Below are 26,363 nucleotides of genomic sequence, written 5' to 3'. Positions count from 1 at the left end.
ATCGGTTCCATTTATGCGTGGTTTATCGTTGAAATCACCAGTATGACACATGATTTTTTGGGTCAAGGGGGAAGTCTGCCCTTTTACAGTCATACAACTGAATGGATCTGTAGTTAGGCGTACCTGCATCAGCCCTTCAAATGTTTACCGATGATGCCACAGGTTGCTGCCTGTGGCTTTTTTGCGTCCAATTTTCAAGGCTCGTCTTGACTTCAGTCGAGGGCCTTTAATCCAAGGAGGAATTCATGATGATCGTAGCTGGTATTCAAAATGTAAGTAAAAATTATGGGTACAATCCCGTGTTGCAACAAATATCATTCGAAGTGACATCAGGTGAACGTGTGGGCATTGTTGGACCGAATGGAGCCGGCAAAACAACTCTGTTTCGGATTCTGTGCGGAATGGAGTCAGCCGATTCCGGACAAATTTTTCGAGCCAAAGGAAGCCGCTGGGCATATTTGCCGCAGACACCCGTGTATCCGACTGGTTGGACAGCCGAAGAAGTCATCCGCAGCGCGTTTCATGAAGCGACTCAGATTTCCCATAAGATGAGAGAGCTGGAGCAGCAGATGAGCGAAGAAACCACACCAGAACAACTAGAGAAGTGCATTAATCAGTACCAACAATTACAGGAAACATATGAACAATTGGATGGGTATCAGATTGAGACGAGAATTGCGCAGGTCACCAATGGTTTAGGGATCAGCGCTAAGATGCTTGCGACGCCATTTGAACAGTTAAGCGGCGGAGAAAAAACCAAAGTGGGTCTGGCCAAAATTTTGTGTGAACAAAGCGATGTCCTGTTACTGGATGAACCGACCAATCACCTGGATGTGGAATCGATGGAGTGGCTGGAGAGCTTCTTGCTTGATTATCAAGGAGCGATTCTGGTGATCTCTCACGACCGCTTTTTCCTCGACGCGGTTGCTACTGTAATCTGTGAAGTGGATGGCGGGGAACTCGAAGTCTATCAGGGCAACTACTCCAGCTTTGTCAAAGAAAAAGAAGAGCGTTTGCTCAGGCAGTTCGCCCAATATGAGGAGCAGCAGAAAAAAATCAAACAGATGAAAGAAACGATCAAACGCCTGAAAGAATGGGGAAACCGCTCGAATCCACCCAATGCGGGTTTTCATCGCAGAGCCAAAAGTATGGAGAAAGCGTTGGAACGCATGGAAAAAATAGATCGTCCCAAAATGGAAAATACACGGATGGGACTTCAGTTTCATCAAACGGACCGCAGCGGCGAGGAAGTGGTGGTGTTATCGGGAGTCACCAAGTCCTATGGAGAAAAACAACTATTTCAGGACGCAGATCTGCTGCTGCGGTATGGGGAACGAAAGGCGTTACTCGGTCCTAACGGCAGCGGGAAGTCGACACTGCTGAAAATCGTGTTGAATCAGGTAACGCCTGACCAAGGCAAGGTGAAGGTGGGCAATAGCGTAAAGGTCGGGTACCTTTCCCAGCAGGCGTTGGAAGGTGACCCCAAGCGCAGGGTGATTGACGTCCTGCGTGAAACGGTGCTGATCAACGAAGCGGAAGCGAGGCATGTACTGGCCAAATTCATGTTTTATGGAGAGCAGGTATTTAAACGACTAGAGAGCTTGAGCGGCGGTGAGCGAATGCGGCTTCGTCTTGCCCAGCTGATGCATCAAGATATCAATCTGTTAATACTCGATGAACCGACCAACCATCTCGATATTGACGCGAGAGAGACATTGGAGGAAGCGATAGCGGATTTCCGCGGTTCTCTCTTCATCGTTTCTCATGACCGGTACTTCCTGCAAAAGATTGTAGATGGCGTTTTCTGGCTCCAGGAAGGCGGAATCACGCATTATCACGGGCGGTATCAGGAGGCGAGGGCAAAGTACCAACAAGAGCGCAAATCACCGGGGGATGGGGCGGTTAAACAACAAACAAAGCAATCAGATAAGGAGCGGCCTACTGCCAAAGAATCTACGCCCGCAATGCCTCTCCCCGCGGCCGAAGTACCCAAAGAAACCAAGGAAACGCGGAGAACCAATTCGTTTAAACTTCAGCAAACCGAACAGCAGATTGCCGAGTGTGAGAGCAGGCGAGAGGAATTACACCAGCTGCTTCACTCCGATTGCAACGACTACGACCAGCTTCAGAAGTGGCAACAAGAAGTGGAGGAATGTAATCAAAAAATTGAAGAGCTGTATGATCTGTGGTATCAGTTGCAGGAATAAACCATTCTCGATTATTGGTCGGTTGGGGCAAGTTCGTCTTTCTCCAACCGAAAAAAATTGTGGTCAAGTATCGGAACATTCTGATAGACATCGAGGCGTGAACAATGCCTGACATCTTCCGCAAAACCGAATTCCCTCAATTCACGGCCGCTGCCACATTCCCAGAGGAGCTCAGCTATTTTTGACTCGGAAGAATGAAACGCTCCAATGCAGACCTGCGCTTCGGGAGACTTGCTTCCATCTAATTTGGAGAGAATCGCGCCAGCGCCTAAATAATCTTCTATGGCTGGTCTCAACCCATTTTCATCAGCTTGTACCTGATTCCAATGCTCACCGCAAGGCACAACGGTGATGTTAGCTCCAGTTTTGGATTGGAGTCGATTGGCCGTGTGTGCAACTGCCGAAGCATTCAACAGACTGCCAACGAGCAGTGCGGGTACTTGTGAAGCCAGCCAGGTGCAGGCTGCTCCATTTAACGAGCATAGTACGAATTTGTTGCCAGCATGTTCGGCACCGAAAGAAACGGGGGATAAAGAAGGCTTCCCTAATCTTGCGGCCTCAGCTCTTCCCAACAACAGCTCAGCGCCAACCAAGTTTGCGTAGTTGGCTGCTTGTTCGTTAATAGGAGGTGGATACGGATAAATAATCGCGCCGAAGTGAAGCGCGGTTACGACGGTAGAAGAGAAGCTGAGCACATCTACGATGATTGTGATGTCGCCACGCTTCGCAGCCTCTCTTGCTCCGCGTTTTCCCCATTCGATTCGGCACGTAAAAGGATGTTGTTGAAACATAGGCTTCCCTCCAGTTATGTAAAGTAAATTTTTTGGAATTTAATTCATCTCGGTCGGGCAAAATATAATTCGGGACTGGCGTTAGTAATGGAATAGCGCTTCCCAACAACTAATCGAGGGAGTGAGAAGCATGGCTGAAAACAACGAGCGCAATCAGAATGAAGCTAGCGGCCACAATACCACGAATGCGGCGGACGTTGACACTGGTGAAGCTGTAGGTACGGTAGGTGGTGCTGTAGCAGGTGCTGCGGTGGGGTCCATTTTGGGACCGATTGGTACAGTTGCGGGAGCCGTCGTTGGCGGTGCATTAGGTAACGAGATGGGCGAGGGTGTAGACGGTTCCACGAATAACGCGAATAACGAGCAAGGTTCTATGGAAAGTAACGCCAACTCGAGCAACGTCAATTCGAACAAAACAGAATAAAAAATGAGAATGCCAGCAAGTTGAGGGGTGCGGGGAAACCTGCACCCCATTAACTTGATTCCATAACCCCATCTTTGGAATAACTGAAAAAATAAGCTACAGAAAAAAGGAGAAATTCTTTCAGGGAATTTCTCCTTTTCCTTAAATCTTCTATGCGTTTGGATTAATTTTTGGCAGCCGATCCTTGCTCATCTGGAACCAGATCAGCAGAATGATCATTAACACCGCACCCAGAATAAATGGAGAGTTCTTGAGGACTTCGTAAAGGGATCCAGCTACCAATGGACCAAGAATACGTCCCAAGCTGTCCATCGAGCTCATGGTCCCGGAGGTAATGCCCTGTCCTTGAGTGGTTCGTTGGGTAATCATTGCGGTGGAAGTCGCTCGAATCATCCCTTGTCCGGCACCGAAGAGGGAGAGGACTAATGAGAAGGTCCAGAAGTTTGTACCGAAGTTAACCGAGACAAACCCGAGAACATATAAGAACAAGCCAACTGCAAGAATTGTGGGTTCACCGTAAGATTTGACCAGTTTGCCTATAAATCCGCCCTGGATGATGGCAGCAATGATACCCATCACAAGGAACATGTATCCTAAGTCCTCTGATGATAAACCATACAGTTCATTGATATACAAGGCAAATACCGCTTCAAACCCGGCGAAGACAAAGGAAACAATGAACAACACATTGTACATAAGAGACAAAGGCCCCGTAAGAGCTTGTAAAGGATTGCCCCGTTTTTCTCGAACGATATGACTACGTTTTTCCTTTGGAAGGCTTTCAGGAAGCATAGCCAGAACGAAGAAGAACGTGATAAATGCAACAATTCCCGAAGCGAAAAACGGATAAGAATAATGATTTTGTCCCAACACACCGCCAATTGCCGGTCCGAATACGAAGCTTAATCCCACACCGGCACCGATAATCCCCATCCCTTTGGAACGCTCTGTAGGCGGGAGCCAGTCGGCAACGATGGCTGTTACAGTCGGAACGGCAGCCGCCGAAATAATTCCGGAGAGAATACGATAGATCAGCATCTCAGGGTATGAGCTGGCGAGTCCAAACAGAACAAAGGTACAGGAGAAACCGAGTAATCCGAATAAAACTAACGGCTTACGGCCAATTCGGTCGGATAGAGCACCCCAGATTGGCGAGAATATGAATTGCATGATGTTGTAGCTGGCAAATAATATGGAAATTTGTAATGGCGACGCTCCAAGATTTTTGGCGAAAAAGGGCATGACGGGGATGATGATCCCGAAGCCAAGCATCATGAGGAACATGGTAATAAATAGAAGCAGAAGATGTTTCTTTTGCATGAACCTTACCTCTTTCAATAAGGGAATAAAACGTTTGGGATAAACGTCTCTACCTCTTTAGTATATGTTTTGAATGTGAACATCTGATGAACAGCTTTGCTTATAAAATACGTGAAGGAATCTGGGAAGTCAAGGTAATCATAGACAGTAAAATGGCTTGATTCGTGCTATAATTTTAGGCTAGAAAGCAGTTGATAATTGAGGTGTATACATAATGAAGAGAAACATATTGGCTTACTACGCGTGGGAAGAGGATTTATGGCTGGATGAGTTTCTGGATCGCTTCCGTGAAGTGAATGCCATGGTGCCCACCCCGAAGTCGCTTCAATCGCTTCAAGACGAGATCAAGGATGATCATGAACAAAGTTTGATTATCGTGGTGAACGTCGGCGAAGGCAAGCAAGAGACCGAGCAATTCCTGAAGGCTTTGGTTCAAACTCCGCTCTACTCGGCAATTCCCTTGTTCTTTGTCGGATTAAATAGTGAAGAAGAGAAACAGGAGTGGATCAAGCGTTATCCTAATGCCAAGGGCATCGTCGTGGTTGAACACACATGGGACTATGACTATGAACCAATTATGCGGCAAATAGAAGCGGAGTGGAAGCAGTGAGGGGAAAGCCGGAACAATTTAACCTGCAAGAGTTTCTGCGTCGCTTTGGCATACTGATTTATACCGGGGATCCTGAAGGTGACTGGATATTGATCGAGGACGAAGTGAGAGAGTTACGGCAGATGGGAATCATTGACGACGAGGAGTACACGACGGCGATGATCGAAATCCGGAAGGCGAAGCGGTCTTGATTTTGGGATTGAATGGATGAACCTTCCTTTAAAATGAAACTTTTATGGCGGAATCCCCGCTAAAATCAATCGGATATGGCATAATAGGTAAGAATGCAAAATGTCATGCAAATACTTTTTTATTCATCTGGTGGCTGTGTTATAATCACACTGCCAATAATACGCAGGGAGGATATATTGAATGACCACTCAGCAAGCAACCGTAGATCAATTAGCGATTAATACACTGCGCACCCTCGCCATCGATGCAATCGAGAAAGCGAATTCCGGACACCCAGGAATGCCGATGGGCGCAGCGCCTATGGCTCATGTTTTATGGAGCCGCTACATGAAAGTTAACCCATCCAACCCAAGCTGGATCGATCGTGACCGCTTTGTATTGTCTGCTGGCCATGGCTCTATGCTTTTGTACTCGATGCTGCACCTGATGAAATACGACGTTTCTATTGAAGATTTACATAACTTCCGCCAATGGGGCAGCAAAACTCCTGGTCATCCTGAATTTGGACATACAGCTGGTGTAGACGCGACAACTGGTCCTTTGGGACAAGGGATCGCAACCGCTGTAGGGATGGCGATGGCTGAACGTCATTTGGCTGCAACCTACAACCGTGATGGTCATGAAATCGTGAATCACTACACCTATGTAATCTGCGGAGACGGAGATTTGATGGAAGGCGTATCCAGTGAAGCCTCTTCTTTGGCAGCACATCTGCAACTCGGCAAAATGATCGTCTTGTACGATTCCAACGACATCTCCCTTGATGGAGAATTGAAACGGTCCTTCTCTGAGAATGTAGCGCAGCGCTATCAGGCGTATGGCTGGCAATATCTTCGTGTGGAGGATGGTAACGATTTGGCAGCGATCGATGCGGCAATTGCCGAAGCGCGCCAAGATTTGAACCGTCCTACATTAATTGAAGTGAAAACAACCATTGGTTATGGAAGTCCGAATAAAGGTGGTACTTCCGCATCCCACGGCGCACCGCTCGGAAAAGAAGAAATCAAACTAACCAAACAAAATTACAACTGGGATGTGGAAGCACAGTTCCACGTACCAGCAGAAGTAAATGAGTTGTTCGAAAACCTGGCAAAACAAGGTCAGCAACGTCAACAAGAATGGCAAGCTCAATTTGATGCTTATGCCAAAGCTCATCCTGAACTTGCGAAACAATTTGCTCAAGCGATAAGTGGTGAATTGCCAGCAGGATGGGATGCGGCACTTCCTAAATATGAAGTGGGCAGCAAATTGGCAACCCGCGTGGCTTCCGGTAACGCAATCAACGGTTTGACTCAAAATGTGCCATTCTTGATCGGTGGATCAGCTGACTTGGCTCACTCTAACAATACCTTGATCAAAGATGGCGGTAATTTACTCCCAGGCAGTTACGAAGGCAAGAACATCTGGTTCGGTGTTCGTGAATTCGCGATGGGTGCGGCAATGAATGGTATGTTGTTGCACGGCGGTTTGAAAGTGTTCGGCGGTACTTTCTTCGTATTCTCTGACTACGTACGCCCCGCTGTTCGTTTGTCCGCTCTCATGAAACAACCGGTGATCTACGTGTTCACGCACGATTCCATCGCGGTTGGTGAAGACGGACCAACTCACGAACCAATCGAGCATTTGGCTGCGTTCCGCGCGATGCCAGGACTCAATGTAATGCGTCCAGCAGATGCGATTGAAACAAACGAAGCTTGGCGTTATGCGTTAAGCAGCAAAGATGAGCCTACTCTGCTTGTGCTCACTCGTCAAAACCTGCCGGTAATGGCTGAAACCACAGCGAAAGCGGCAGAAGGTATCCAAAAAGGCGCTTATGTACTTGCTGATGCAGAGAACGGACAACCTCAAGTCATCTTGCTTGCGGCTGGTTCCGAAGTATCGCTCTGTATGGAAGCTCGCGAACAATTGGCATCTCGCGGAATTCAAGCGCGTGTTGTCAGCATGCCTAGCTGGAGCTTGTTTGAGCGTCAATCTCAAGAGTACCGTGACTCTGTCATTCCTCCAAGCGTCAAAGCTCGCGTTGCCGTTGAGATGGGTTCTCCGCTTGGTTGGCATCGATGGGCGGGAGATCATGGTGTCGTCATCGGCATCGATACATTCGGAGCGTCTGCACCAGGTGAACGCGTGATGAAAGAATATGGCTTCACTGTAGACAACGTAGTGGAACATGCGCTGCGTGTAATGAAATAAATAGTCGTGATTAATCGAAAGCCTTTCTCTAATCAACGGAGAAAGGCTTTTTTACCTGATTTTGCGGGCATGTGGGCATTTTTTACGGTCGACAAATGAGAGGTGCTGTGGAATGATAGATATTTAGAGGTGATATATAAAAGGTGAGCTTGGAATTAACTCCTCATGTCGGAAGATCACAGAAACTTTTTGGCGAAATTTCCGTCTATAGAAGGGGAGAGAGGAAAGAGACCAGGAGGTACATCATGGCTCAAGCCAAGAAAAAAACAAAAAAGAAAAATAGATTCCTCATGTTTGTTATTTCGTTTATTGCTTTGCTTATGTTTTGCGTAGTAGGGGGATATTTCGCGCTGCTCTATGCGGGCGGTCAGATGGTTGATATGACGAAGCTAGAGGACATCAAGCTGGAGCCTACCGAGCTGTACGATAAGTTTGGTACCAAGGTTGGCAATCTATCATCAAAAGAGAATAATCGGACCTATGTGAAATACACGGACATCCCGAAGCACGTGATAGATGCGTTCATCTGTGTAGAAGATAAACGATTCTTCGAGCATAACGGTGTCGACATGGTGCGTGTAGCGGGTGCGATTTTCAAAGACCTTACGAAAGGCGAGTTAGCGGAAGGTGGAAGTACCATTACGCAGCAGTTGGCTCGTAACGTTTTTCTCAGCAATGACAAGACATTCTGGCGTAAAACCAAAGAAATGAGTATCGCGATCAACCTTGAGCAGCATTTCTCCAAAGAGGAAATTATGGAGATGTATTTGAACAAGGTGTATCTTGGTCACGGGGTATATGGGATCGGAAATGCCGCTCAGCTCTATTACGGGAAGAACGTAAAGGATCTGACGCTGGATGAGGCGGCAATGCTTGCGTCTATTCCGAAAGGACCGTCCATCTATTCGCCGTTCAACAATCCGGACAAAGCGAAGGAAAGACGTGACACCATCCTTCGACTGATGATGGAACAAGGTGTCATCACCAAGGCAGAAAAAGAACAAGCGCAACAACAACCTCTCCCTAGTAAAAAGGTTGTTCTGCCGGGCACGATTAATCCAAGCTACGCGTCCTATGTGGATTATGTGGTACAGGAAGCCGAAGAGAAGTACAGCATCAGCGAGGATATGCTTTATCGCGGCGGCTGGAAAATCTATACTTCATTAGATCCGAAAATGCAGGATTCTATGGCGAATGCTTTTGCCAAAGACAGCTTGTTCCCGAAAGACGGTCCGAAGCAGAAAGTTGAGGCGGGAATGGTCGTCGTCGATCCAAAAACAGGCGGTGTAGCCGCCATGATGGGTGGACGAGGTTACACGCATAAAGGCTTCAGCCACGCGACGGATATGCGCCGTCAGCCGGGTTCTTCGTTCAAACCGCTTGCTGTTTACGCGCCAGCGTTTGACACGGGTAATTGGAATGCGGGATCTTCCCTGCCAAACAACAAGCAGGATTTTGGCGGTTATAAACCAAGCAACTGGAACGGTAAATACAGTGACTCCGTCAACCTGCAATACGCGGTGGAGCAATCGCTTAACATTCCGGCTGTCTGGCTGTTAAACGAAATCGGAATCGGCAAAAGTCTTGATTATTTGAAAAAATTCGGTATTCCGCTGGAGCCAGACGATCGCAACCTGGCCATCGCTTTGGGGGGCTTGAGCAAAGGGGTCTCTCCATTGATCATGGCTCAAGCGTATACGGCTTTTGATAATGGCGGTGTCATGAGTGAAGCGCATGCCATCACCTCGATAAAAGATGAGAATGACAATGTAGTAGCAACGGCCAAAGTCAATCAGACTCAAGTCATCTCTCCAGACACGGCTTGGAGAGTCCATGAATTATTGCGGGCTGTCGTCACCAACGGAACAGGGAAAGCCGCTAACATGGATCGTCCGGTTGCCGGTAAAACAGGGACGACACAATCCCCATTTGGCGGCTCCAATGTCAATAAAGACGCTTGGTTTGTAGGCTATACGCCAGAATACGTGGGAGCTGTCTGGATGGGCTTCGATAAGGAAGACAGAGACCATCTCATGCGCGATGGTAGCTCGAAGACCGCGAAACTATTCAAGGAAGTATTCCGAGACGGACTTAACGGTACGGACATTACGCCATTTACACCACCAGGTGGCATACGAGATACCCAACCGGTAGAGACAGCCAAACCAATCACACTGGAAGCGACTCTGGCAATGGAGAACAACGAGCCTAAAGTCGTGTTAAGCTGGTCGGGCTCAGATGCTAAGGACCTCACTTATGACGTGTATCGTTTCCTTGATTCACCTGACAACAAGGAGCTTCTGGTGGCTGGTCTTAAAGATACGAAGTTTGTTGATCCAGTGAAGGGAGCTAAGATCTACCAGTACTTGATTGTTGCCCATAAAGCAGATGGTACGGATGGTCCTTCTTCCAACGTAGCAAAGGTTGATATGTCTCAAATCGATCAGATGCTGAAAGATGACGCGAATCAACAACAACAAGAAAACAACACGCCAACGGATCAGCAAGGGAACAACAACCCTGAGAATAAGCCGGCGGACATTCCAAACACGGATAACGGGGGAACGAACACAGACAACAATAATTCGTCTGGCAAACCAAACGGCTCAGACAATCAAGGCCCTTCAGACAACAATAACCAAGGCAATACGAACGGGACAGTCGATCCCAATAGTCCGCCTTCAGGCAATCAGACCCCAGACCAGCCAACAAATGGTCAAGGGAATGGTCACTAGCGGTAGAGGATCACTATTTCAACTTCCTGCAACGCGTGATACAATTAACCTACATCCAAAAAGCGGTCAGTCAGAGAGAGCGACTTAACGAGGGAGGATAATCACATGTCCGATAAACAACAAAATTTACACGAGTTTTTTGCTGGAAAACTGGAAAGCTCAAAAATTCACTTCGAACGGGCACTTGATTGCAAGCATACAGATTTCGATAATCTGTACCCATACATGAACGAACAACCGCAGTTCTTCTGGTATAAACGTTATGTCGCGTGGTCTGAGCTGCTCACGATTGTGAAGCTCGCGGATGAGCTTGGAATCGAGTGGCAAACCCATTTCTCTGAACAGCAAATCAGCTTCATTCAGGGCAAAGTGCTACAAGGTAAAGTCCTGGATAACTGGTATCCTGGCGGGGATAATCACGAGGAAGAGAGCGTTAGTTCGCTGGAAGAGTAAGACCAATAAAATAACAGGACAGCATCTCATTGGAGGTGCTGTCCTTTTTTGCTCTAATGCAACCAATGATAAACCGTTTGCGGAGTCTCCTCGTCGGCACCAGCAGGCAAGAGAAACGAAAGCGCGTTCGACCAAATAGCGGGAGGCGCCTCCTGTGAGGAGATGATCACTTCCGTGCCTGGAGAGACAAACGAATATAGCTCCTCAACGTCTTGGTTGTGTAATCGGACACAGCCCAACGACTCAGAATGACCGATGCTGTCCGGCTTGTTGGTGCCGTGAATCGCATAATCATTGGCAAATAATAGACCGCGTGTGCCAAACACATGGTTGTGCCCTTGGGGATTGTTAATCTTTTGCAGAACCCGATAATACCCTACAGGAGTCGAGTGATCTCTGCCAATCCCTATCGAATAGCGGCGTACCACATGTGAACCGCTCATCAAAGTCAAGCGGTAAGAAGATTGTTGAATATAGATCGAGAGTGGTTCTAATGGCGTTAACGGCTCCGGGTAATGCAAAAGAGGGATGACTCTGCGCAGGCTGCCCCACACATCTTTTGGATCAAAGGTAGTGGGATGATAGGGCCACTCTTGATTCGTCATACGCGTCGGCTGATCCCCACCCTTGCTTGAGCGTTCGCCCCCCTGAATCGCATGCTGAGGAATATAGCTAAGGACATTTTGTGGATAAGGTTTATCCAGGTCGGATAACGTTTCGGGCAGCTTGCCTGCCAATTGATACTGTCTAAATAGTGCGTTGCGCAGAGTGAGCACTTTTGCTAACGCTATCTGTTCCTTGGCCAAGGCAATTCTAGAGGCTTGAAGCGACGTGTCATTGTCGCAATTGCATGGAGCTGGATACCATTTTTCCAGCGTGAAGTGTTTCAATGACGGATTATAGTCAAGCATGCCGCGAATTTGTCCAGGTTTGTAGAAAACCAGCGGGGTAAAGAGTGGAAGTCCCTCTACTTCATTGATCACCAGAAGCGTGTAAGGCTTGTCATAGGTGAAGTTTCGGCGCGACAAGAAGGAAAGCAGCTGCTTGCTCGCTTGACTGTTGGACATGGAAGAAGGAACCGCAATCACTTCGGTATGCCGGTCGCTTCGATCTGTGGATTGGCGGGCAAACTGCTGATCGTCCGCTAATGGATTCGGTTGAACGAAGACCGACAACAAAGTGAGGAAGAACAACAGAGCAGCCACTCCTCGGCGTATGGAGGCAAGTCTGCTCTGTCTTTTTTTCGCTCGAAGTAAACGATGGTACGCATCACGCGCTTCATCTGTATATTTGTCGGATTGCTTGCACCAGGCCGCCCGGCGATAAGCGTCCAGCGCCTTGTCGTTTTGGCTGCGCTTTTCCCATTCACGACCTAGATGAAGCCATCCAATTGCTTCATTGGGGTGATGATTCGTGTAATCACGGTAAAAGGCCAGCTCGTCTACGTCAGGATACTGCATTAAAAATGTTACTTTTGCTTGATAAAAGTCGGCCGAATTCACAATCGCTCCCCCCTATCAAACATATCGGAAACAAATGGGGAACGTATTAGGGTCTTGGATTAATTCCTGCAAGATTCGCTTGCGAAAAAAAGAACCGGCACACGCATGCCGGCTCTTCCGTCGTTCCATTATGGGAGGTAAATCGCTTCTGTCCGATAGATCCGTTGACCTCGGCTGGAGAAACGATGCTCGTACTCGGTCATGACATTTTCTTCCGCCAAATCGGATTGGTGCAAATCAAACGTGATGTTGCGCAATTGAAAACGTTCGTGAGAAAGCTCATTGAGCGAGAATTCAAAAAGTCCCTCATTGTCTGTTTTAATATGAATTTCACCAGTTGGCTTCAACACTTGCTTGTACATTTTCAAGAAATCGCGATAGGTTAAGCGGCGTTTGTGGTGCCGTTTTTTCGGCCATGGATCGCTAAAATTCAAATAAATCCTGTCCAGTTCTCCCTCTGCGAAGATTTCCGGCAGAAGAGTCGCATCATACTGAATCATGGCGAGATTGGGAATCGCTTGTCGCTCTGTTTTTTGTGCCGCTCGGTAGATCACTTCCGCCTGTCTCTCAAGGGCAATGAAGTTGATCTGTGGATGTCTGGCTGCCAAGGTCGTAATGAATCTTCCTTTTCCGCAGCCAATCTCCAGATGAATTGGGTTTGTATTGTTAAATCGCTCATGCCAGCGATTTTTCAGTGTTTGGGGTTGATCGACAAAAGTAGGGTAAGTAAGAAGCGCTTCTTCCGCCCCCGGAATGTTACGTAAACGCATGAAAACCTCCTATATACTATTCGAAAGTCAAATTTATTCAAATGATGTCGAATCTCGTCGCTCTATTTAGTATAACGTGATGCAAGTAGGTTTCAAGACTGTTGACCGGATTATTTTTTCCCAGTTAAACAACTGAGAGGAGGTTGGGTGTAAAGAAAAGATGCAGGAGAAGGAAAAAGGAGGAAGGCGTTGTATTCCATTTAGATAATAAAATGATTGAATCGTGAGGTAAAAGATGAAGAAACTCGGTAGCTGCCCGGTGCAGTTGACATAATCTGATAACAGATTGTGCCGGGCTATTTACGCATTGTTATCAGTCAGCTGCACCTATCCACATTGTTCTCAATCGAAAATGTGAGAGGTGTTCAGAATGGACTTTCAAAATAACAAGAACCTTTGGCTGTCCGAGGAAAAAATGACGTTCAAAGGGTGGGATTTTTCTTATCTAGCAAATCGTATCTCAGAACAAGAATTGCCTTGGGATTATAAAAGTATCGTTACATCGTACATGAATAACACCCGAACTATGCTGGATATGGGAACGGGAGGCGGAGAGTTTTTAGTCTCGCTTCATCCGCCGCGGAATAGAACATTTGCGACCGAAGCGTATCCGCCAAATTATGAATTATGCCGTAAGAAGCTTCCCGATTATGGGATTGAAGTTCGTCAGGTATTCTCTGATGAGGAATTGCCTTTTGAGAATTCCTTCTTTGATTTGATCATAAACCGGCATGAAGCTTTTTGTGCAAGCGAGGTATACAGGATCTTAAAGCCTGGAGGCCTATTTGTTACGCAACAAGTTGGGGGCCAGAATAACAGAGAGCTCTCCAGATTCTTATTGGAGACTGAATCGAAAAGGATTGAAGCAGATTTTCATTTAAGAAGTGCCGCGGATGATTTAAAGCTGGCTTTACGATTTTGGACGCGAAGGAAAGTTTTCCAATGCTTACGTTTTATGATATTGGGGCGCTGGTCTATTTTGCCAAAATTATTGAATGGGAGTTTCCTGATTTTTCTGTAGAAAAATGCTTTGATAAGCTTTGTTTGCTGCAAGAAAAGCTGAACAAAGAAGGGTGCATTCAAAGCCGAGAACACCGCTTTCTGATGGTTGCGAGCAAATCGTTCATCTTGCGGAATCCCAGCAACCTGTTTCAATTCAGTCATCCATTCTGATACAATAAAGCAGAATTAGGCAATAGAATGGTAGGGGGATACGGAAGTGGCATTCGAATTGAATCGAAACGAACTGACGAAAAATGGACGAGTCGTTCTGGGAGATTGGGTAGAATCCTCATTAGACCACCTGGAAAATGCAATTCAAGAGTTGGAAAAAGCGGGCGAGACCAGCCAAATTGTCCAACGAGGCAGAGTTGTGGCACTTCGGGCGACCGATACATCACGGATGTACTCCGCGTTTAAGGCAGCGCTATACCTTGGCAAATACGATGATATGCAAAATACGGAGCGTTTCTTAACCAAAATGGTAAAAGCCCATCATTCCTATGAGCCAATCCGCGGAGAGAGCATTCTTTTCATGTTTATTGGAGTGGGTAAGCCTGTGTATGATCACATGGTAACCTATACAGTGGGACGTCCAACAAGGATTGCCGGTGGACAACGGGCCAACCTTCCTTGGGGCTATGAGGTGCCAGTTGAAGCGAAGAATTCGCAAGCCTATATTGATCGGGCAATGCCTCTCATTCAGGAAGTAGTCGAATTGACCAAGAGGGAATCGGATCGTGAACAGATGCAAGCGGCGCGTTCGCTGTTGCCGGTTGGGTATATCATGCCGCCGTTCTTGATGGAATTCAGCGAGGAAGCCCTGATCAAGAGTGTCTTCCGTCAGCGTTTATTCGAACGGGGCGCGCAAGGAGCAACGGTTGATGTCGTCTCCGATATGTGGGAATGCTGTATGGCGCTTGATCAAGAGAAGTGGGAGACGCTAAAAGACTACCATGGTCCGCACACAGTCGCTTGGGAAAAAACGATGCGTACCTTGCGCGATAAACAGTTGACACTTCAGGATCTATTGGCGTTAGCGGGAGAAAGTGAACAACAAGCAGATCCCGCAACACTTCCGTTGTATGAACTGCTTATGCAGACCGTTGGCAAGGAAGCGCCAACCATGTGGGAAAAAATGAACAAATAAAACGGTCGTGACCGTTTTATTTGTTGACAGCCATGCTGTCACATCCAACTTTATGAAAAACGTCGAGACGTTTTTCACAGAAAAATAATCCAACAAGGTAGAGGAGTGGGAACATGAGTCAAGCGTCTACCATTATGGAAGCACTGGATATTCAAATTACCGAGATGAACGAAGAGAGAGTGGTCGCCACAATGCCTGTTCATGGTCCCACCCATCAACCAGTAGGCATTCTGCATGGGGGAGCGTCTGTCGTGTTGGCAGAAACGGTCGCCAGCATGGGAACGTGGAATCTGATCGATCAGGAAAATGAAGTTTGTGTTGGACTAGAGATTAACGCCAACCACCTCAAAAGCAAGCGAGATGGCATCGTGACGGCAATCGGCACACCGCTGCACAAAGGGCGCAGCACGTATGTATGGGACATCAGGATCACAGACGAGGAAGGCAAGCTTATCTGTGTCTCTCGTTGTACTGTTGCAGTTATCCCCAACAAAGAAGCCAAGTCTTAGCTGCTTGTAACTGAACATAAACAGTCAGTGCAGAACTTTATTTGCACCGGCTGTTTTTTTGCTTTTTCCATACTTATATTGGCTTGGCAGCAAAGGGTCTCTTTGGGTTTTTGTCTAAAGTCTATGCATTCCGACTACACGAGGATATAATTTCCAGTATGGGGATAAAAGAAAAACACGCGATTCGCGTGTGAGTTAAAAATGGTCGTTGCTGTGGTTGTGATGATACATCTGATTCATGACTTGTTGAGCATATGCATCGTCACTGTAATGCTTGATGGAATGTGAGTCCCTTGCTTTAAGGCTTAACAAACCTGTCATAAAGTAGCCTGCACCAACGACAGCTGCTACAAAACCAAGGATATAGAGCATCGATTATTCCTCCTCTAAGTGGTTTGTAATAAGTGTAACAAATTTTCCTGAAATTTACATGTGCAACTTACGTGTAATAGCCTGAATAATGAAACAAGTATAGCGTTACAGCGAACAAAGGTTAGGAGTGATTTTGAGTTGTTAAATGTGGAAATAAGAAGGCCAAGAATAGAGGATATTCAAGAGTTACATCAACTTTTCAAACTAGTGATTACTGACACGTTTACGAGAGAAGGTTTAGGGGAAAGGCTGGAGGTCATCAAAGATGAAATTGAAATGAAGAAAAAATACCTGGAAAGTGATTTTAAGACAAATGGTGTAGAACGATATTTTTTAATTGCTGTGGTGAACGACCAAATTATTGGTTCAATTGAATATGGACCAGTTAGCGATCTCATATGTACGTGTACAAATCATTCTTTTAAAGGGCTTGTTGAGGTAGGCACATTATTTGTTCATCCTCGTTACCAAAGGATGGGGATAGGAAACCTGTTATTGAATACTATGCATTCTACCTTACGAAATAAAGGGATAACAGAATTTTGTTTAGATAGTGGATACAGTAATGCGCAAAAAATCTGGAAAAAGAAGTTTGGAGAGCCGAACTACTGGTTAAAAGATCATTGGGGTAAAGGTTATGATCATATGATTTGGAAGATTGAGGTCAGCGAGTAGGTAAACAAAAAAGGCTTAAGTCCGTATTATATCGAACTCAAGCCTTAGCTGCTTCATGAAATTACTTACGCGTTAGCGACTTGAGTATTATCGGCCACATCATCGTCAATGGTATTGGTCGAACTGATCCAGTTGTTCGCAATCATCACGTTTGCATTATTGTCACTGCCTGAACCTTTATAGGACTTCGAAATAGATTTTGGAGAAACTTTAAGAGTATCACCAAAGTTTACTGCTCCGGAGTTACTGGTTATATTAACCGCTCCAACGATGGACGGCAATCAAACTACCTCCTTCGTTATGCCCGTTTATTTTTCTCTCGTAAAAGATGACGAATGTTCTTTACACGGGCTTCAGCTGTAATCGCTTCCGTTAATCCAACATGAATAATGGAAGAGGCGGCAATGTTGTCGATTTCCATGCGGTTCACGCGGATCTGCGGTAATTTATTCAGGGTTTTAATGGTGATATACTCATCTACCCTCGGTTGCGGGATTTCTTCCGTATATAGTTCATAATCCTCGAAGGAGAACTCCTTATCGAAAAAAGTAGCCTTTTCACGTTGCACAGTTAAAACTTTAGCGACAGGGGAAAGCTGTACGGAATCACCTATCTCAAAAACAGACGATTCATCAAAGCTAATTATACGGATATGCTGCACAGCGGAGATTCTACCGTTCAAGGGAACAACTCCTTTATCGTGAAATTTAAAGAGGGACTTGGGGAGGTATTGGAAGAGCAGGAGGCAAGGTCGTCACACCAATGATAAGCGATTCAGGAGGTCCCTCAAAAATGGCTGATAACGCAATATTTCGGGTATCCCCCACCAACACGGTAGAAGAGGATGCCACACTCGTGATAGTAATTTTTCCAATAGAGAGTTCACCATTGATCACCTGATATCTCATGACGATGATTCATGCTCCTTCGGTAAGTGTCTAATAAATGCTTCGATGGTATTTTTAATATCTTCCTCGACCTGTTGTGTCGTTTTTTCCGCCAGATCGGTCATTTGTCTCGGTTCAAGCGCTTCTGTGTTGACTTGATTGATATAGTAGCGGATTCGTTGATCAATTTGTTTCTTCACATCATCCAAGATGAACTTTCGATAGGATTCATCGAGGGGATAATTATATTTATGTTCCATGCTAACAAGCACATTGACAGCGTCTTGATCCAGATATTCTTTAATATTATGATGAATGTTTTGAAAAAGAGCGTTCTCTTTATTCTTGGAAGAAGGAACATTCATCGATTGATCGACAGACATTTCGTCGATAGAAGCGTCAGAACCTTTTGGATTCAGTCCAATGTTTAACGTGCCTTCCAACCGTTCGATCTTTAACAGATCGAATTTGTATTCATTTTTGGTTGGGGGTGGGGTCATATTTGCTTGCAGCTTCCGAATATCACGCTGGAGCTGCTGAATCATCGTCGTCATGTCAGCCATTTGCTTGCTTTGTGTCTGCAGGTACGTATTCACTTGGTGAAAATACTGCATCATTTCGTTACTGAAATACATCTTAATACACCTTCTTTTGAAACTTGCTTATTCGTTTCCCTAACGACCAGGGCCGACAAGTGGAACCAAGGGCGGAGTTGGGCGTTCCGTTTCAGTAGGCGGTTCACCTGCGGGAGGGGCTGCTTCTGTAAAACATCCTGTATTGAACAGATTGGATAAAGGTTTGATGATCCCAGCACTCCCAATCTGACATACTGAAGAATTCGTGATCCCTTCAATTCGCAGCGTATGGATGGTTATGGTTTGTTGAACGAAAAAGTTCATGAATCCGATTCGCTCCTTCTTCAAAATTCTAATCGGCTTGAACCATGACGGTTTCATCATTATCGCAGGTATCATATACGTTTAGAACGGTGCGTCCCGCATTGATGGTCAGTGTTTTTCCCGAATTAAAAGAACCGCCGCCCGCGAATGTTTTCGTCCAGGACTGTGGTGCGATAGTGTGGGCATCCCCAATATTAAAGGCGCCGCTTACGCTATTCACATTGACGGTTCCCACGATAGCAGGCATGTTCCATACTCCCTTTGTCAGGAAAACCTGATAGTATTGTATGTTGAAGTTTGTTGGTTGGTCATCTCTACGCTGAAAAAAGTCCAGAATGATTGGTATTCTTACGCCGTGGGCTGACACCTATCCACCGGCTTGCATATGATACAAAAATGGTGGCAGGAGGATTGATGGAAGCATGTTTATGAACGTTACCAACAAGAGGATTTCAGTAGGGGACATTGAGGTGGAGGAAGTTGCCCGTTCATCGCTTTTTTTGATAGGGGATGCGGAGGTAATAACCTGTTCCAGTGTTTTTGACACGCCGGAGGATTCCCTTATCTTCAGTCCACAGATCCCGTTACTCCCAAGGAAACAAAGCAGATCCCCGAGAACCAGACTTTATCGACTTCTTGATGAAGTGTAATTCGAGCAGGCCATCTTGATAGATCCTTTTCATTCCTACAGTAGATACAGGATGAGGAAGTTTAATTTCTCTTAAAAAATTCCCGAAAAAACGCTCTCTTTTTACTAACACACCCGGATGTGTCTTTTTGATGATCGTACCTTTAATCATTAATTGACGACTGTTATCAAGTGAAACTTCCAGGCTATCCAGCTGCAAACCGGGAATTTCGCAATAGACGATCACTTTTGTTTTTGTTTGAAACACATCCATTTGTGGCGCTAATTGAGACTGTTCCACGTCCATGTGATTAACACCGGAATTGGTGAGTTTAGACATACTATCCCAAAATTTCTCCCCAAACGCTTCATGCATGAAACCGGCTGTTTGCAGGGGAGAGATCAATTGATTTATATTTTGCAAATGTTTTAGTAATTCCTGTATGTCTTTCATGAATGCCACTCCTTTTAACCGTCACGATCTCTTTTCATAAAATATGTAGAAACACGTACCGAAAGTGTCAAAGAAATAGCCTAAATGTCTTGGGTGAAATCACATCTCGGTTCTTTCTCTTTCGAGGCATAGGTAATAAGGGTTGCAGGGAATGGTAAAGATGGGATTAAATTGACAACAACAGTAAGAACCACCTTTGCGCATTTCTTTGGAGGATTACAACTATGCAGCTGAGATATCGCAAGCCGTTTCGTTTCAGTTTGACACTTCAGATAGTTAAGACAGCTCTCGCTGCAGCCATATCGTGGTGGTTGACAACCGTATTATTCTATAATCCCTACCCATATTTTGCGCCGCTAGCCGCTATTTTAACGGTTCAAGTTACTGTGGCGGATTCCCTTGAAAAAGCGCTGCAGCGTATTGTAGGAATTGTTCTCGGAGTCTCCGTCAGCCTCTTGTTTGGGTATTGGATCAGTATAGGGGCATTATCTATCTTTATCGTAGTTCTGATTGGAATGGTAATACCTAATTCCCTCCAGCTAAATACTCAAATTACTTCCCAAGTAGCAGTCAGTTCGTTACTGGTTTTAGCCTTCGGACACCATCAAGGGTATGCCTTCGGGAGAATCATTGAAACCGTGATTGGTTGCGCAGTGGCTATTGTGATCAATGCTTTTCTGATACCTCCGAATCCACTCCCAAGCGTCGAGACTTCTCTCCTTCATCTTAGTAAGCATGCCGCCAATACTCTAAAAGCTTTAGTTTTGTTGTTTGAACAAAAGGGTGGCGAAATGAGTGGTTACGATGAGGTGGAAAGATTGATCATTGAAACGGAGAAAAGTCTTGAAGCGATGCGGTTGGCCGAACAAAGCCAAAAATATAGTCCTTTTCGCGCAAAAATTAGGGGCCGCCTGGAAGTTCTCTCTTTTGGCGTGAATCAATTAGAAAAGGTAACCGTACAAATTAGAGGGATTCGCCGCAGTTTGACGGATCTAAGAAAAATGGAAGGTTACGAAAGTGAATGTATGTGCATAGAGCGGATTTGCAGAGCCTTGGAGACAACGGCAGACTGCATTGAGCATTTCGGTGAACTGATTATTCATGAGTCAGCCGAAAATAAAGAAGCGCAGAGGGTCAATGTTCAACATGTAGAGTCTATCCTGTTTACTTGCTTAAATGAAATGACTCGGATAAAATCACCTTTCGTTCTTCGAGAGATTGGTGGGATATTATCGGACTTGAACAGAATTGTAAAGGAAGTTTCTTCGTCTAAAAACAGGGTGGCCACACGCAAATTTTTCTAACATGCGGCCACCTTTTTGTATTTTCAATTAGGACTTGATCATCTGGTTCAAAGCCGTTCCATGCCGCTTGGCGACGAGCGAACTCATCTAAAGAGATTTGAAGCTCGATCGAACGCTCGGCAATATTTAAAAAAGAGTGGGCGTTACGCCGAGTGACTACCGAAAAGGTTTTAAATAAATTTTCCGTGAACCAAACGGCTTTCTTCTCCATCTAATCCATAGAAAAAAATGAAGGAGGCTAAGTAATGTGAAGTTGGAAGAAAACGTACAACTAGCCCAAAATGGGGACAAAGATGCTTTTATTCGCTTGATCAATCATATAGAGCTGAAATTGTACGGGGTAGCTCGAGCAATAGTCAAACGGGATGAAGATTGCGCGGACGCCATACAGGAAGCGATCCTTAAGGCTTATCGAGCACTGCATACTCTGAAAGATCCAGCTTATTTTAAAACCTGGATGTTTCGAATTCTCATTCATGAATGCCAGCAGATTTTGCGAAGGCAGAAGCGAATCGTGACGGTTTCGGAATTCCCGACTCGACCTTCTCATTCCTCCTCGGATTATGAAAGAATTGATCTACGAGAGGCTGTTGATCGTCTGGAAGAAACGCTTCGTATCGTTATCACTTTACATTATTTCGAAGACATGCCGCTCAAACAGATTGCGGAGTTGCTAGAAACTCCCGAGGGTACGATCAAATCCCGTCTAAACCGTGCCCGATCAACCTTGGCGGAATGGTTGAAAATCCCGGAAGAAAGGAAGACCGGCTATGAATGTTAACTTGGAGAGAGAACTGAAAAAAATCCTTGAAAATCATCCTACGAAGCTTCCTGAGGTGGTCAAAAACCGAATTGACCAAACGTTATCTTCTTTACCCGAAAAGCGTAGGAAAAGTCCTGCTCGGAAAATCATTTTTGCTTCGACAGCAGCGGTTGTGGCGTTGGGATGCGTCATTGGTTCTCCATTCGTTTCCCCAGCCATAGCCAATACACTCAAACAAATTCCCATCATCGAATCCGTGTTTAAAATTGCTGGTGATTACGGATTAAAAACCGCGGATGAAAAGAATATGACTATAGAAGTCAATCAGAGTGTGACGGACAAAGGGATAACGCTAAACGTATCAGAAGTTTTGTATGATGGTTCCCGTCTTTCTATTGGTTATCTACAAGAATCCTCTAAGGGCATTCAAGAGATGAAAAGCATGGATATGGAATTTGAAATAAACGAAACACCATTTCATTCTGCAATGAGCTCAAGAGGTAGCATCATCAATCAGCAAACCTATGCCGGGACGCTAACGCTTACCCCGGAGAAAGAGTTACCTGATCAATTTCGATTAAAGATGACCGTTATGCGTATAGGAAATATCGAAGGAAAATGGCAATTTACATTCCCCGTAAAGAAAATGGCTTCAGATAACAAGATCATCATGCCGATGATGACAAAAACTGAGGGAGCCCAGTCAATAACCGTGAAAAAAATTCTTTTCACACCAAGTTCAACAGAATTGAATGTTGAACTGAGGAAGCCGATTCAATCAGAACAGATAGACTTTCAATTGGTTGATGATAAAGGCATTATCTTACAAGCCTTCGGGTCATCTGGCAGCGCGAACAACGATGGACAAGCGGAGATTTGGCAGTTAAAGGCGAATTTTGCTCCAGTGAAAGAGCTTCCGAAATCGATACTCGTTCGTCCGATCCGTCATGAGATGGCGAGTACTCCATTGAAGGAAGTCCATGTAGCTATGGATCATTCCCCGACGAAAGATCACCCGTTAGTTTTATCTCAAGGGGAAGCTGGCAGACTAGAGATTACGCAAGTAGAGATTTTAGCTGATAAAACGCTGGTACATTATCATGTGATTGGAGATAATCCGTTTGAACAGAGCAATCCTTTGTGGATAGAAGACGAATCGGGGAAGAAGCATATTCTTCTAGATAAAAAAGTGGAGATAGATCGTCCCGAAACCTATTCTTTTGTTCGAGAATATCCGGCATTTAGACCGGATCAAAAGCTGAAATTTGTGACTCGGGAGCTTCCATCTCCAAAAGCTTTGAATAAATTAGAAATGCTGATACCGATCAACCCATGAGAGATTCAACTATCAAAACTGGATCGCTCTTAGTCAAAGGATAAAAAAAATAGGGTGGCCACACATTAGATCTGTCTAACGTGTGGCCACCTTTTCGTGCCTTCTCTATTAAATCTTTAGGACTCCACCCATGCTAGCGTTTGTGACTAACTTGGAGTAACGTGCCAGATAGCCTGTTTTTACTTTTGGTTCGAATCCGTTCCATGCCGCTTGGCGACGAGCGAACTCATCGGGAGAGATTTGAAGCTCGATCGAACGCTCGGCAATGTCGATGCTGACCATATCTCCGTCCTGGACGAAAGCGATTGGCCCGCCCTCGGCAGCTTCAGGCGACACATGTCCGATGCTGATTCCGCGAGAAGCGCCGGAGAAACGACCGTCTGTCACCAAGGCTACTTTGCTGCCAAGTCCCATGCCAACGATTTGAGAGGTAGGGGCAAGCATTTCTGGCATACCTGGGCCGCCTTTTGGCCCTTCGTAGCGGATGATCACTACGTGTCCTTCTTTTACTTGGCCATTGGCAATTCCCGCGAGCGCTTCCTCTTGGGAGTCAAAGCAAATGGCTGGTCCTACATGACGTGAGATCGAAGGGTCAACGGCACCTGCTTTGATAATCGAGCCTTGCGGAGCCAGATTCCCAAACAATACGGCCAAGCCGCCACGTTCGCTGTATGGGTTATCGAGTGGACGAATCACTTTTTCATCCAGAATCTTCGCTTCGGCAACATTTTCTCGAAGTGTTTTACCCGTAACCGTGATGCGGTCTAGGCTCAAGGCACCCGGTTTTTTGGACAGCTCGTTCAAGATCGCCGACACACCGCCTGCTTGATGGCAATCTTCGATGTGGTAGTCGGATGCTGGAGCGAGCTTGCACAGATGTGGGATTCGATTAGCTACTTGATTGATTCGTTCAATTGGATACTCGATACCAGCTTCCTGAGCAAGCGCCAAGGTATGAAGCACGGTGTTGGTAGAGCCACCCATGGCCATATCCAATGCGAAGGCATCGTCCAACGCCTCCAAGGTTACGATGTCACGCGGTTTGATATCTTTTTCAATTAATTGCATCAGATAGGAAGCGGTAGATTTGACCAACTCACGGCGTTCAGGCGAGACAGCAAGCGTCGTCCCGTTCCCTGGTAAGGTCAAACCGATCGCTTCAAGCAGACAGTTCATGGAGTTGGCTGTAAACATCCCGGAACAGGAACCGCAGCTTGGACAACCGAATTGCTCTAATTCCTGCAATTGAGATTCGTCAATCAAACCCGCTTGATAGGAACCGACTCCCTCAAAAACAGAGGAAAGAGAGATCGAGCGGCCGTCAGACGTCTTCCCGGCTTTCATTGGTCCACCGGTGACGAACATCGTCGGGATGTTGACGCGCAAAGCTCCCATCATCATGCCGGGCGTAATTTTGTCACAGTTCGGGATACAGATTAGACCGTCAAACCAGTGAGCCGAGACGACGGTTTCCAGACTGTCCGCAATGATCTCACGGCTCGGTAGGGAATAGCGCATCCCGATATGACCCATCGCGATTCCGTCATCCACTCCAATTGTATTGAATTCAAAAGGCACTCCACCCGCAGCGCGAACGGCTTCCTTAACCAGCTTGCCGAATTCCTGCAGATGCACGTGACCGGGGATAATATCAATGTAGGAATTACAAATCGCGATAAACGGTTTGTCAAAATCCTCGTCTTTCACACCGGCAGCACGCAACAAACTGCGATGAGGCGCTCGGTCAAAACCTTTTTTGATCATGTCACTTCTTCTTTCAGCCACTCTCTACCCCTCCAAATCTTCTCTTGTATTTCAAATTATCTTACCATTGTTGCAAATGATTGAACAACCCAAAAAGTCTGAACATTCGCTCAGGAAATATTTTCGTGCAACTTTTCTCACTCCGGTAACGTAATATTTGAATGGACAATAATTTTGAATGGAGGGAATACATTGAACCGAGTCGTAGCGTTTATGAAAGAGTGGTTTGTGCCAATCGCTATCGCCCTTGCACTAAGCTTTACCGTGCGAGTTTATATTGCAGAAGCTGTAGAAATCCCATCAGGTTCCATGATTCCTACACTTCAAGTAAATGACAGATTGTTTATTGAAAAAGTAACTGATCCATCAAATCTGCACGTAGGGGATATTGTCGTCTTCTATCCGCCAGTCCAAGGCAAAGAAGAACGCTTTATCAAGCGATTGATTGGTGTAGGTGGAGATAAGATTGAAGTGAAGGATGGCGCATTGTACCGAAATGATCAAAAGGTCGACGAGCCCTATATCAAGGAACCAATGAATTATTCGTATGGGCCGATTGTTGTCCCCAAAGGCAAGTTCTTCTTCCTTGGAGATAATCGGAATGACAGCTTTGACTCCCATCTGTGGCCGACTCCTTTCGTTGATAAAGGTGCCATCATCGGGAAGGCCGTTTTCCGATACTATCCGCTGAACGAAATGAAAGAGTTTGTGAAATAAGAGAAACCGACCTGTGAGGGTCGGTTTCTTGCTGTTAGTCGAGTTTTTTTGCAAAAATAAGGATTTTGGTATCCGTAGTGTTTTTCCATAGCCAGACTTTTTCTTCATAGAGCAAGCTATACCCCTTTTTATGGTAAAAAGGGATCGCTTTCTGGTTGTTGTTCGACGTGCGCAAATGGACCCCCGGAACACGTTGTCCTTGCAGATGCTTTTCAAATTGGCTAATCAACAAGGAGCCAATCCCAAAGCTCTGGTATTCTGGAAGCACGTTGATATGCAAATGAGCCGGGTATTGCTCGTAAAGATTGTCTGGTACTCTGTTTTGGCCGATATTACGCAGCAAAAAAATAACAGACTGGAAGGACTCTGGATGCTTCCAAATCGTATACAGCGTTAATCGTAAAACGATTCGCCATGCCATCGTGAGGGCAAAGCGGATTTCCTGCCTCCGAGAATCATTTGTCCCCAATACATAACCGACAACCTTGTTCCCGTTGCTTTCATCTACAGCAACAAAACAGTTTTCTTCCTCATAGAAAGTGTAGTAGAGGCAAAATAGATAACCGAACAGCCGCTTGTCGTTGAATATCTGTTTTTCGGTTAAATCCTCACCCATATAACCCGTTCGATACCCTATGTTTAATACTTCCTCTTCGTCCGTCTTACGGTAGTTTCGAATAGAGATGTGAGCCACCTGAAACGACCACCTTCG

At 45.8% G+C, this 26,363-nt stretch carries 29 protein-coding genes; 15 read left to right on the top strand and 14 right to left on the bottom strand.

Annotation, left to right across the window (positions count from 1 at the left end):
- Positions 1-248 precede the first annotated feature (248 nt).
- Positions 249-2,207: a ribosomal protection-like ABC-F family protein gene (gene abc-f / locus ACQCN2_RS20660; protein ID WP_426930918.1), complete on the top strand. Its 1,959-nt coding sequence runs from the start codon at positions 249-251 to the stop codon at positions 2,205-2,207.
- An 11-nt stretch (positions 2,208-2,218) separates the two neighbouring features.
- Here the strand turns inward: abc-f and ACQCN2_RS20655 are convergent, their stop codons facing one another.
- On the bottom strand, positions 2,219-2,998 hold the full coding sequence (locus ACQCN2_RS20655) for a 2-phosphosulfolactate phosphatase (RefSeq protein ID WP_426930841.1): 780 nt from the start codon (positions 2,996-2,998) through the stop codon (positions 2,219-2,221).
- 130 nt (positions 2,999-3,128) lie between these two features.
- On the opposite strand from ACQCN2_RS20655, the gene ACQCN2_RS20650 reads away from it, so the two are divergent.
- On the top strand, positions 3,129-3,422 hold the full coding sequence (locus ACQCN2_RS20650; RefSeq protein ID WP_426930840.1) for a hypothetical protein: 294 nt from the start codon (positions 3,129-3,131) through the stop codon (positions 3,420-3,422).
- 150 nt (positions 3,423-3,572) lie between these two features.
- Here ACQCN2_RS20650 and ACQCN2_RS20645 read toward each other — a convergent pair whose 3' ends face one another.
- Positions 3,573-4,742, bottom strand: a complete 1,170-nt coding sequence (locus tag ACQCN2_RS20645; protein ID WP_426930839.1) for an MFS transporter — start codon at positions 4,740-4,742, stop codon at positions 3,573-3,575.
- A 214-nt stretch (positions 4,743-4,956) separates the two neighbouring features.
- On the opposite strand from ACQCN2_RS20645, the gene ACQCN2_RS20640 reads away from it, so the two are divergent.
- From ACQCN2_RS20640 to ACQCN2_RS20620, 5 genes are all read left to right on the top strand, one after another.
- Complete coding sequence (locus ACQCN2_RS20640; protein ID WP_426930838.1) at positions 4,957-5,352, top strand: hypothetical protein; 396 nt, start codon at positions 4,957-4,959, stop codon at positions 5,350-5,352.
- Positions 5,349-5,543 (top strand): YqgQ family protein, encoded by a 195-nt coding sequence (locus ACQCN2_RS20635; protein ID WP_426930837.1) that lies wholly within the window; start codon positions 5,349-5,351, stop codon positions 5,541-5,543. The genes ACQCN2_RS20640 and ACQCN2_RS20635 overlap by 4 nt, the downstream gene beginning before the upstream one ends.
- A gap of 181 nt (positions 5,544-5,724) precedes the next feature.
- On the top strand, positions 5,725-7,734 hold the full coding sequence (gene tkt / locus ACQCN2_RS20630) for a transketolase (RefSeq protein WP_426930836.1): 2,010 nt from the start codon (positions 5,725-5,727) through the stop codon (positions 7,732-7,734).
- A 245-nt stretch (positions 7,735-7,979) separates the two neighbouring features.
- Positions 7,980-10,469 carry a transglycosylase domain-containing protein gene (locus ACQCN2_RS20625; RefSeq protein WP_426930835.1) on the top strand — a complete coding sequence of 830 codons (2,490 nt, stop codon included), beginning with the start codon at positions 7,980-7,982 and terminating at the stop codon, positions 10,467-10,469.
- A 105-nt stretch (positions 10,470-10,574) separates the two neighbouring features.
- Entirely contained in the window at positions 10,575-10,922 is a 348-nt protein-coding gene (locus ACQCN2_RS20620; protein WP_426930834.1) for a hypothetical protein, read from the top strand.
- Positions 10,923-10,975: 53 nt separating this feature from the next.
- Here the strand turns inward: ACQCN2_RS20620 and ACQCN2_RS20615 are convergent, their stop codons facing one another.
- Positions 10,976-12,424 (bottom strand): L,D-transpeptidase, encoded by a 1,449-nt coding sequence (locus ACQCN2_RS20615; protein WP_426930833.1) that lies wholly within the window; start codon positions 12,422-12,424, stop codon positions 10,976-10,978.
- Between the two features lie 128 nt (positions 12,425-12,552).
- On the bottom strand, positions 12,553-13,194 hold the full coding sequence (gene trmB, locus ACQCN2_RS20610; RefSeq protein WP_426930832.1) for a tRNA (guanosine(46)-N7)-methyltransferase TrmB: 642 nt from the start codon (positions 13,192-13,194) through the stop codon (positions 12,553-12,555).
- A 370-nt stretch (positions 13,195-13,564) separates the two neighbouring features.
- On the opposite strand from trmB, the gene ACQCN2_RS20605 reads away from it, so the two are divergent.
- The 3 genes from ACQCN2_RS20605 (at position 13,565) to ACQCN2_RS20595 (ending at position 15,852) form a co-directional block, all read left to right on the top strand.
- Positions 13,565-14,215, top strand: coding sequence for a class I SAM-dependent methyltransferase (locus ACQCN2_RS20605; protein WP_426930831.1), 651 nt, complete (start codon positions 13,565-13,567; stop codon positions 14,213-14,215).
- 198 nt (positions 14,216-14,413) lie between these two features.
- Positions 14,414-15,343: a hypothetical protein gene (locus ACQCN2_RS20600; RefSeq protein ID WP_426930830.1), complete on the top strand. Its 930-nt coding sequence runs from the start codon at positions 14,414-14,416 to the stop codon at positions 15,341-15,343.
- Between the two features lie 134 nt (positions 15,344-15,477).
- On the top strand, positions 15,478-15,852 hold the full coding sequence (locus ACQCN2_RS20595) for a hotdog fold thioesterase (RefSeq protein ID WP_426930917.1): 375 nt from the start codon (positions 15,478-15,480) through the stop codon (positions 15,850-15,852).
- A gap of 195 nt (positions 15,853-16,047) precedes the next feature.
- Here ACQCN2_RS20595 and ACQCN2_RS20590 read toward each other — a convergent pair whose 3' ends face one another.
- Positions 16,048-16,224 (bottom strand): hypothetical protein, encoded by a 177-nt coding sequence (locus ACQCN2_RS20590; protein WP_426930829.1) that lies wholly within the window; start codon positions 16,222-16,224, stop codon positions 16,048-16,050.
- A gap of 138 nt (positions 16,225-16,362) precedes the next feature.
- On the opposite strand from ACQCN2_RS20590, the gene ACQCN2_RS20585 reads away from it, so the two are divergent.
- Entirely contained in the window at positions 16,363-16,899 is a 537-nt protein-coding gene (locus ACQCN2_RS20585; protein WP_426930828.1) for a GNAT family N-acetyltransferase, read from the top strand.
- Positions 16,900-16,964: 65 nt separating this feature from the next.
- Here ACQCN2_RS20585 and ACQCN2_RS20580 read toward each other — a convergent pair whose 3' ends face one another.
- From ACQCN2_RS20580 to ACQCN2_RS20550, 7 genes are all read right to left on the bottom strand, one after another.
- Positions 16,965-17,180 carry a spore germination protein gene (locus ACQCN2_RS20580; protein WP_426930827.1) on the bottom strand — a complete coding sequence of 72 codons (216 nt, stop codon included), beginning with the start codon at positions 17,178-17,180 and terminating at the stop codon, positions 16,965-16,967.
- 17 nt (positions 17,181-17,197) lie between these two features.
- A complete protein-coding gene (locus ACQCN2_RS20575) occupies positions 17,198-17,581 on the bottom strand; it encodes a spore germination protein GerPE (RefSeq protein WP_426930826.1) in 384 nt (127 codons plus the stop codon).
- Positions 17,582-17,606: 25 nt separating this feature from the next.
- A complete protein-coding gene (locus ACQCN2_RS20570; RefSeq protein ID WP_426930825.1) occupies positions 17,607-17,807 on the bottom strand; it encodes a spore gernimation protein GerPD in 201 nt (66 codons plus the stop codon).
- Positions 17,804-18,421: a spore germination protein GerPC gene (gerPC, locus tag ACQCN2_RS20565; protein WP_426930824.1), complete on the bottom strand. Its 618-nt coding sequence runs from the start codon at positions 18,419-18,421 to the stop codon at positions 17,804-17,806. Before gerPC ends, ACQCN2_RS20570 begins: the two co-directional genes overlap by 4 nt.
- 39 nt (positions 18,422-18,460) lie before the next feature.
- Complete coding sequence (locus ACQCN2_RS20560) at positions 18,461-18,685, bottom strand: spore germination protein GerPB (protein WP_426930823.1); 225 nt, start codon at positions 18,683-18,685, stop codon at positions 18,461-18,463.
- A 28-nt stretch (positions 18,686-18,713) separates the two neighbouring features.
- Entirely contained in the window at positions 18,714-18,932 is a 219-nt protein-coding gene (locus ACQCN2_RS20555; RefSeq protein ID WP_426930822.1) for a spore germination protein, read from the bottom strand.
- Positions 18,933-19,269: 337 nt separating this feature from the next.
- On the bottom strand, positions 19,270-19,767 hold the full coding sequence (locus tag ACQCN2_RS20550; protein ID WP_426930821.1) for an Hsp20/alpha crystallin family protein: 498 nt from the start codon (positions 19,765-19,767) through the stop codon (positions 19,270-19,272).
- A 224-nt stretch (positions 19,768-19,991) separates the two neighbouring features.
- On the opposite strand from ACQCN2_RS20550, the gene ACQCN2_RS20545 reads away from it, so the two are divergent.
- The 3 genes from ACQCN2_RS20545 to ACQCN2_RS20535 all read left to right on the top strand — a co-directional run bounded on the left by ACQCN2_RS20545 (position 19,992) and on the right by ACQCN2_RS20535 (position 23,170).
- The gene (locus ACQCN2_RS20545) at positions 19,992-21,071 is read left to right on the top strand and encodes an FUSC family protein (protein ID WP_426930820.1); all 1,080 of its coding nucleotides are present in this window, start codon (positions 19,992-19,994) and stop codon (positions 21,069-21,071) included.
- Between the two features lie 247 nt (positions 21,072-21,318).
- Positions 21,319-21,852, top strand: coding sequence for a sigma-70 family RNA polymerase sigma factor (locus tag ACQCN2_RS20540; RefSeq protein ID WP_426930819.1), 534 nt, complete (start codon positions 21,319-21,321; stop codon positions 21,850-21,852).
- A complete protein-coding gene (locus ACQCN2_RS20535) occupies positions 21,842-23,170 on the top strand; it encodes a DUF4179 domain-containing protein (protein ID WP_426930818.1) in 1,329 nt (442 codons plus the stop codon). Before ACQCN2_RS20540 ends, ACQCN2_RS20535 begins: the two co-directional genes overlap by 11 nt.
- A 108-nt stretch (positions 23,171-23,278) precedes the next feature.
- Here ACQCN2_RS20535 and ilvD read toward each other — a convergent pair whose 3' ends face one another.
- Positions 23,279-24,955, bottom strand: a complete 1,677-nt coding sequence (gene ilvD / locus ACQCN2_RS20530; protein ID WP_426930817.1) for a dihydroxy-acid dehydratase — start codon at positions 24,953-24,955, stop codon at positions 23,279-23,281.
- 171 nt (positions 24,956-25,126) lie between these two features.
- Between ilvD and lepB the strand changes: the two genes are divergently transcribed.
- Positions 25,127-25,651, top strand: coding sequence for a signal peptidase I (gene lepB / locus ACQCN2_RS20525; protein WP_426930816.1), 525 nt, complete (start codon positions 25,127-25,129; stop codon positions 25,649-25,651).
- A gap of 34 nt (positions 25,652-25,685) precedes the next feature.
- Here the strand turns inward: lepB and ACQCN2_RS20520 are convergent, their stop codons facing one another.
- Positions 25,686-26,345, bottom strand: coding sequence for a GNAT family N-acetyltransferase (locus ACQCN2_RS20520; protein WP_426930815.1), 660 nt, complete (start codon positions 26,343-26,345; stop codon positions 25,686-25,688).
- Positions 26,346-26,363 lie beyond the last annotated feature (18 nt).

The sequence above is a fragment of the Brevibacillus ginsengisoli genome (assembly GCF_050113715.1).
GTDB classification, from domain to species: Bacteria; Bacillota; Bacilli; order Brevibacillales; family Brevibacillaceae; genus Brevibacillus_H; species Brevibacillus_H ginsengisoli.
Note: the sequence above shows the minus strand (reverse complement) of the source record. Positions and strands in the feature narration are given on the sequence as shown.

What these genes read in the sequence shown, in the direction of transcription:
- abc-f (WP_426930918.1), top strand. Translation starts at nt 249, where the DNA reads ATGATCGTAGCTGGTATTCAAAATGTAAGTAAAAATTATGGGTACAAT.
- ACQCN2_RS20655 (WP_426930841.1), bottom strand. Translation starts at nt 2,998, where the DNA reads ATGTTTCAACAACATCCTTTTACGTGCCGAATCGAATGGGGAAAACGC.
- ACQCN2_RS20650 (WP_426930840.1), top strand. Translation starts at nt 3,129, where the DNA reads ATGGCTGAAAACAACGAGCGCAATCAGAATGAAGCTAGCGGCCACAAT.
- ACQCN2_RS20645 (WP_426930839.1), bottom strand. Translation starts at nt 4,742, where the DNA reads ATGCAAAAGAAACATCTTCTGCTTCTATTTATTACCATGTTCCTCATG.
- ACQCN2_RS20640 (WP_426930838.1), top strand. Translation starts at nt 4,957, where the DNA reads ATGAAGAGAAACATATTGGCTTACTACGCGTGGGAAGAGGATTTATGG.
- tkt (WP_426930836.1), top strand. Translation starts at nt 5,725, where the DNA reads ATGACCACTCAGCAAGCAACCGTAGATCAATTAGCGATTAATACACTG.
- ACQCN2_RS20625 (WP_426930835.1), top strand. Translation starts at nt 7,980, where the DNA reads ATGGCTCAAGCCAAGAAAAAAACAAAAAAGAAAAATAGATTCCTCATG.
- ACQCN2_RS20620 (WP_426930834.1), top strand. Translation starts at nt 10,575, where the DNA reads ATGTCCGATAAACAACAAAATTTACACGAGTTTTTTGCTGGAAAACTG.
- trmB (WP_426930832.1), bottom strand. Translation starts at nt 13,194, where the DNA reads ATGCGTTTACGTAACATTCCGGGGGCGGAAGAAGCGCTTCTTACTTAC.
- ACQCN2_RS20605 (WP_426930831.1), top strand. Translation starts at nt 13,565, where the DNA reads ATGGACTTTCAAAATAACAAGAACCTTTGGCTGTCCGAGGAAAAAATG.
- ACQCN2_RS20595 (WP_426930917.1), top strand. Translation starts at nt 15,478, where the DNA reads ATGGAAGCACTGGATATTCAAATTACCGAGATGAACGAAGAGAGAGTG.
- ACQCN2_RS20590 (WP_426930829.1), bottom strand. Translation starts at nt 16,224, where the DNA reads ATGCTCTATATCCTTGGTTTTGTAGCAGCTGTCGTTGGTGCAGGCTAC.
- ACQCN2_RS20570 (WP_426930825.1), bottom strand. Translation starts at nt 17,807, where the DNA reads ATGAGATATCAGGTGATCAATGGTGAACTCTCTATTGGAAAAATTACT.
- gerPC (WP_426930824.1), bottom strand. Translation starts at nt 18,421, where the DNA reads ATGTATTTCAGTAACGAAATGATGCAGTATTTTCACCAAGTGAATACG.
- ACQCN2_RS20560 (WP_426930823.1), bottom strand. Translation starts at nt 18,685, where the DNA reads ATGAACTTTTTCGTTCAACAAACCATAACCATCCATACGCTGCGAATT.
- ACQCN2_RS20555 (WP_426930822.1), bottom strand. Translation starts at nt 18,932, where the DNA reads ATGCCTGCTATCGTGGGAACCGTCAATGTGAATAGCGTAAGCGGCGCC.
- ACQCN2_RS20550 (WP_426930821.1), bottom strand. Translation starts at nt 19,767, where the DNA reads ATGAAAGACATACAGGAATTACTAAAACATTTGCAAAATATAAATCAA.
- ACQCN2_RS20545 (WP_426930820.1), top strand. Translation starts at nt 19,992, where the DNA reads ATGCAGCTGAGATATCGCAAGCCGTTTCGTTTCAGTTTGACACTTCAG.
- ACQCN2_RS20535 (WP_426930818.1), top strand. Translation starts at nt 21,842, where the DNA reads ATGAATGTTAACTTGGAGAGAGAACTGAAAAAAATCCTTGAAAATCAT.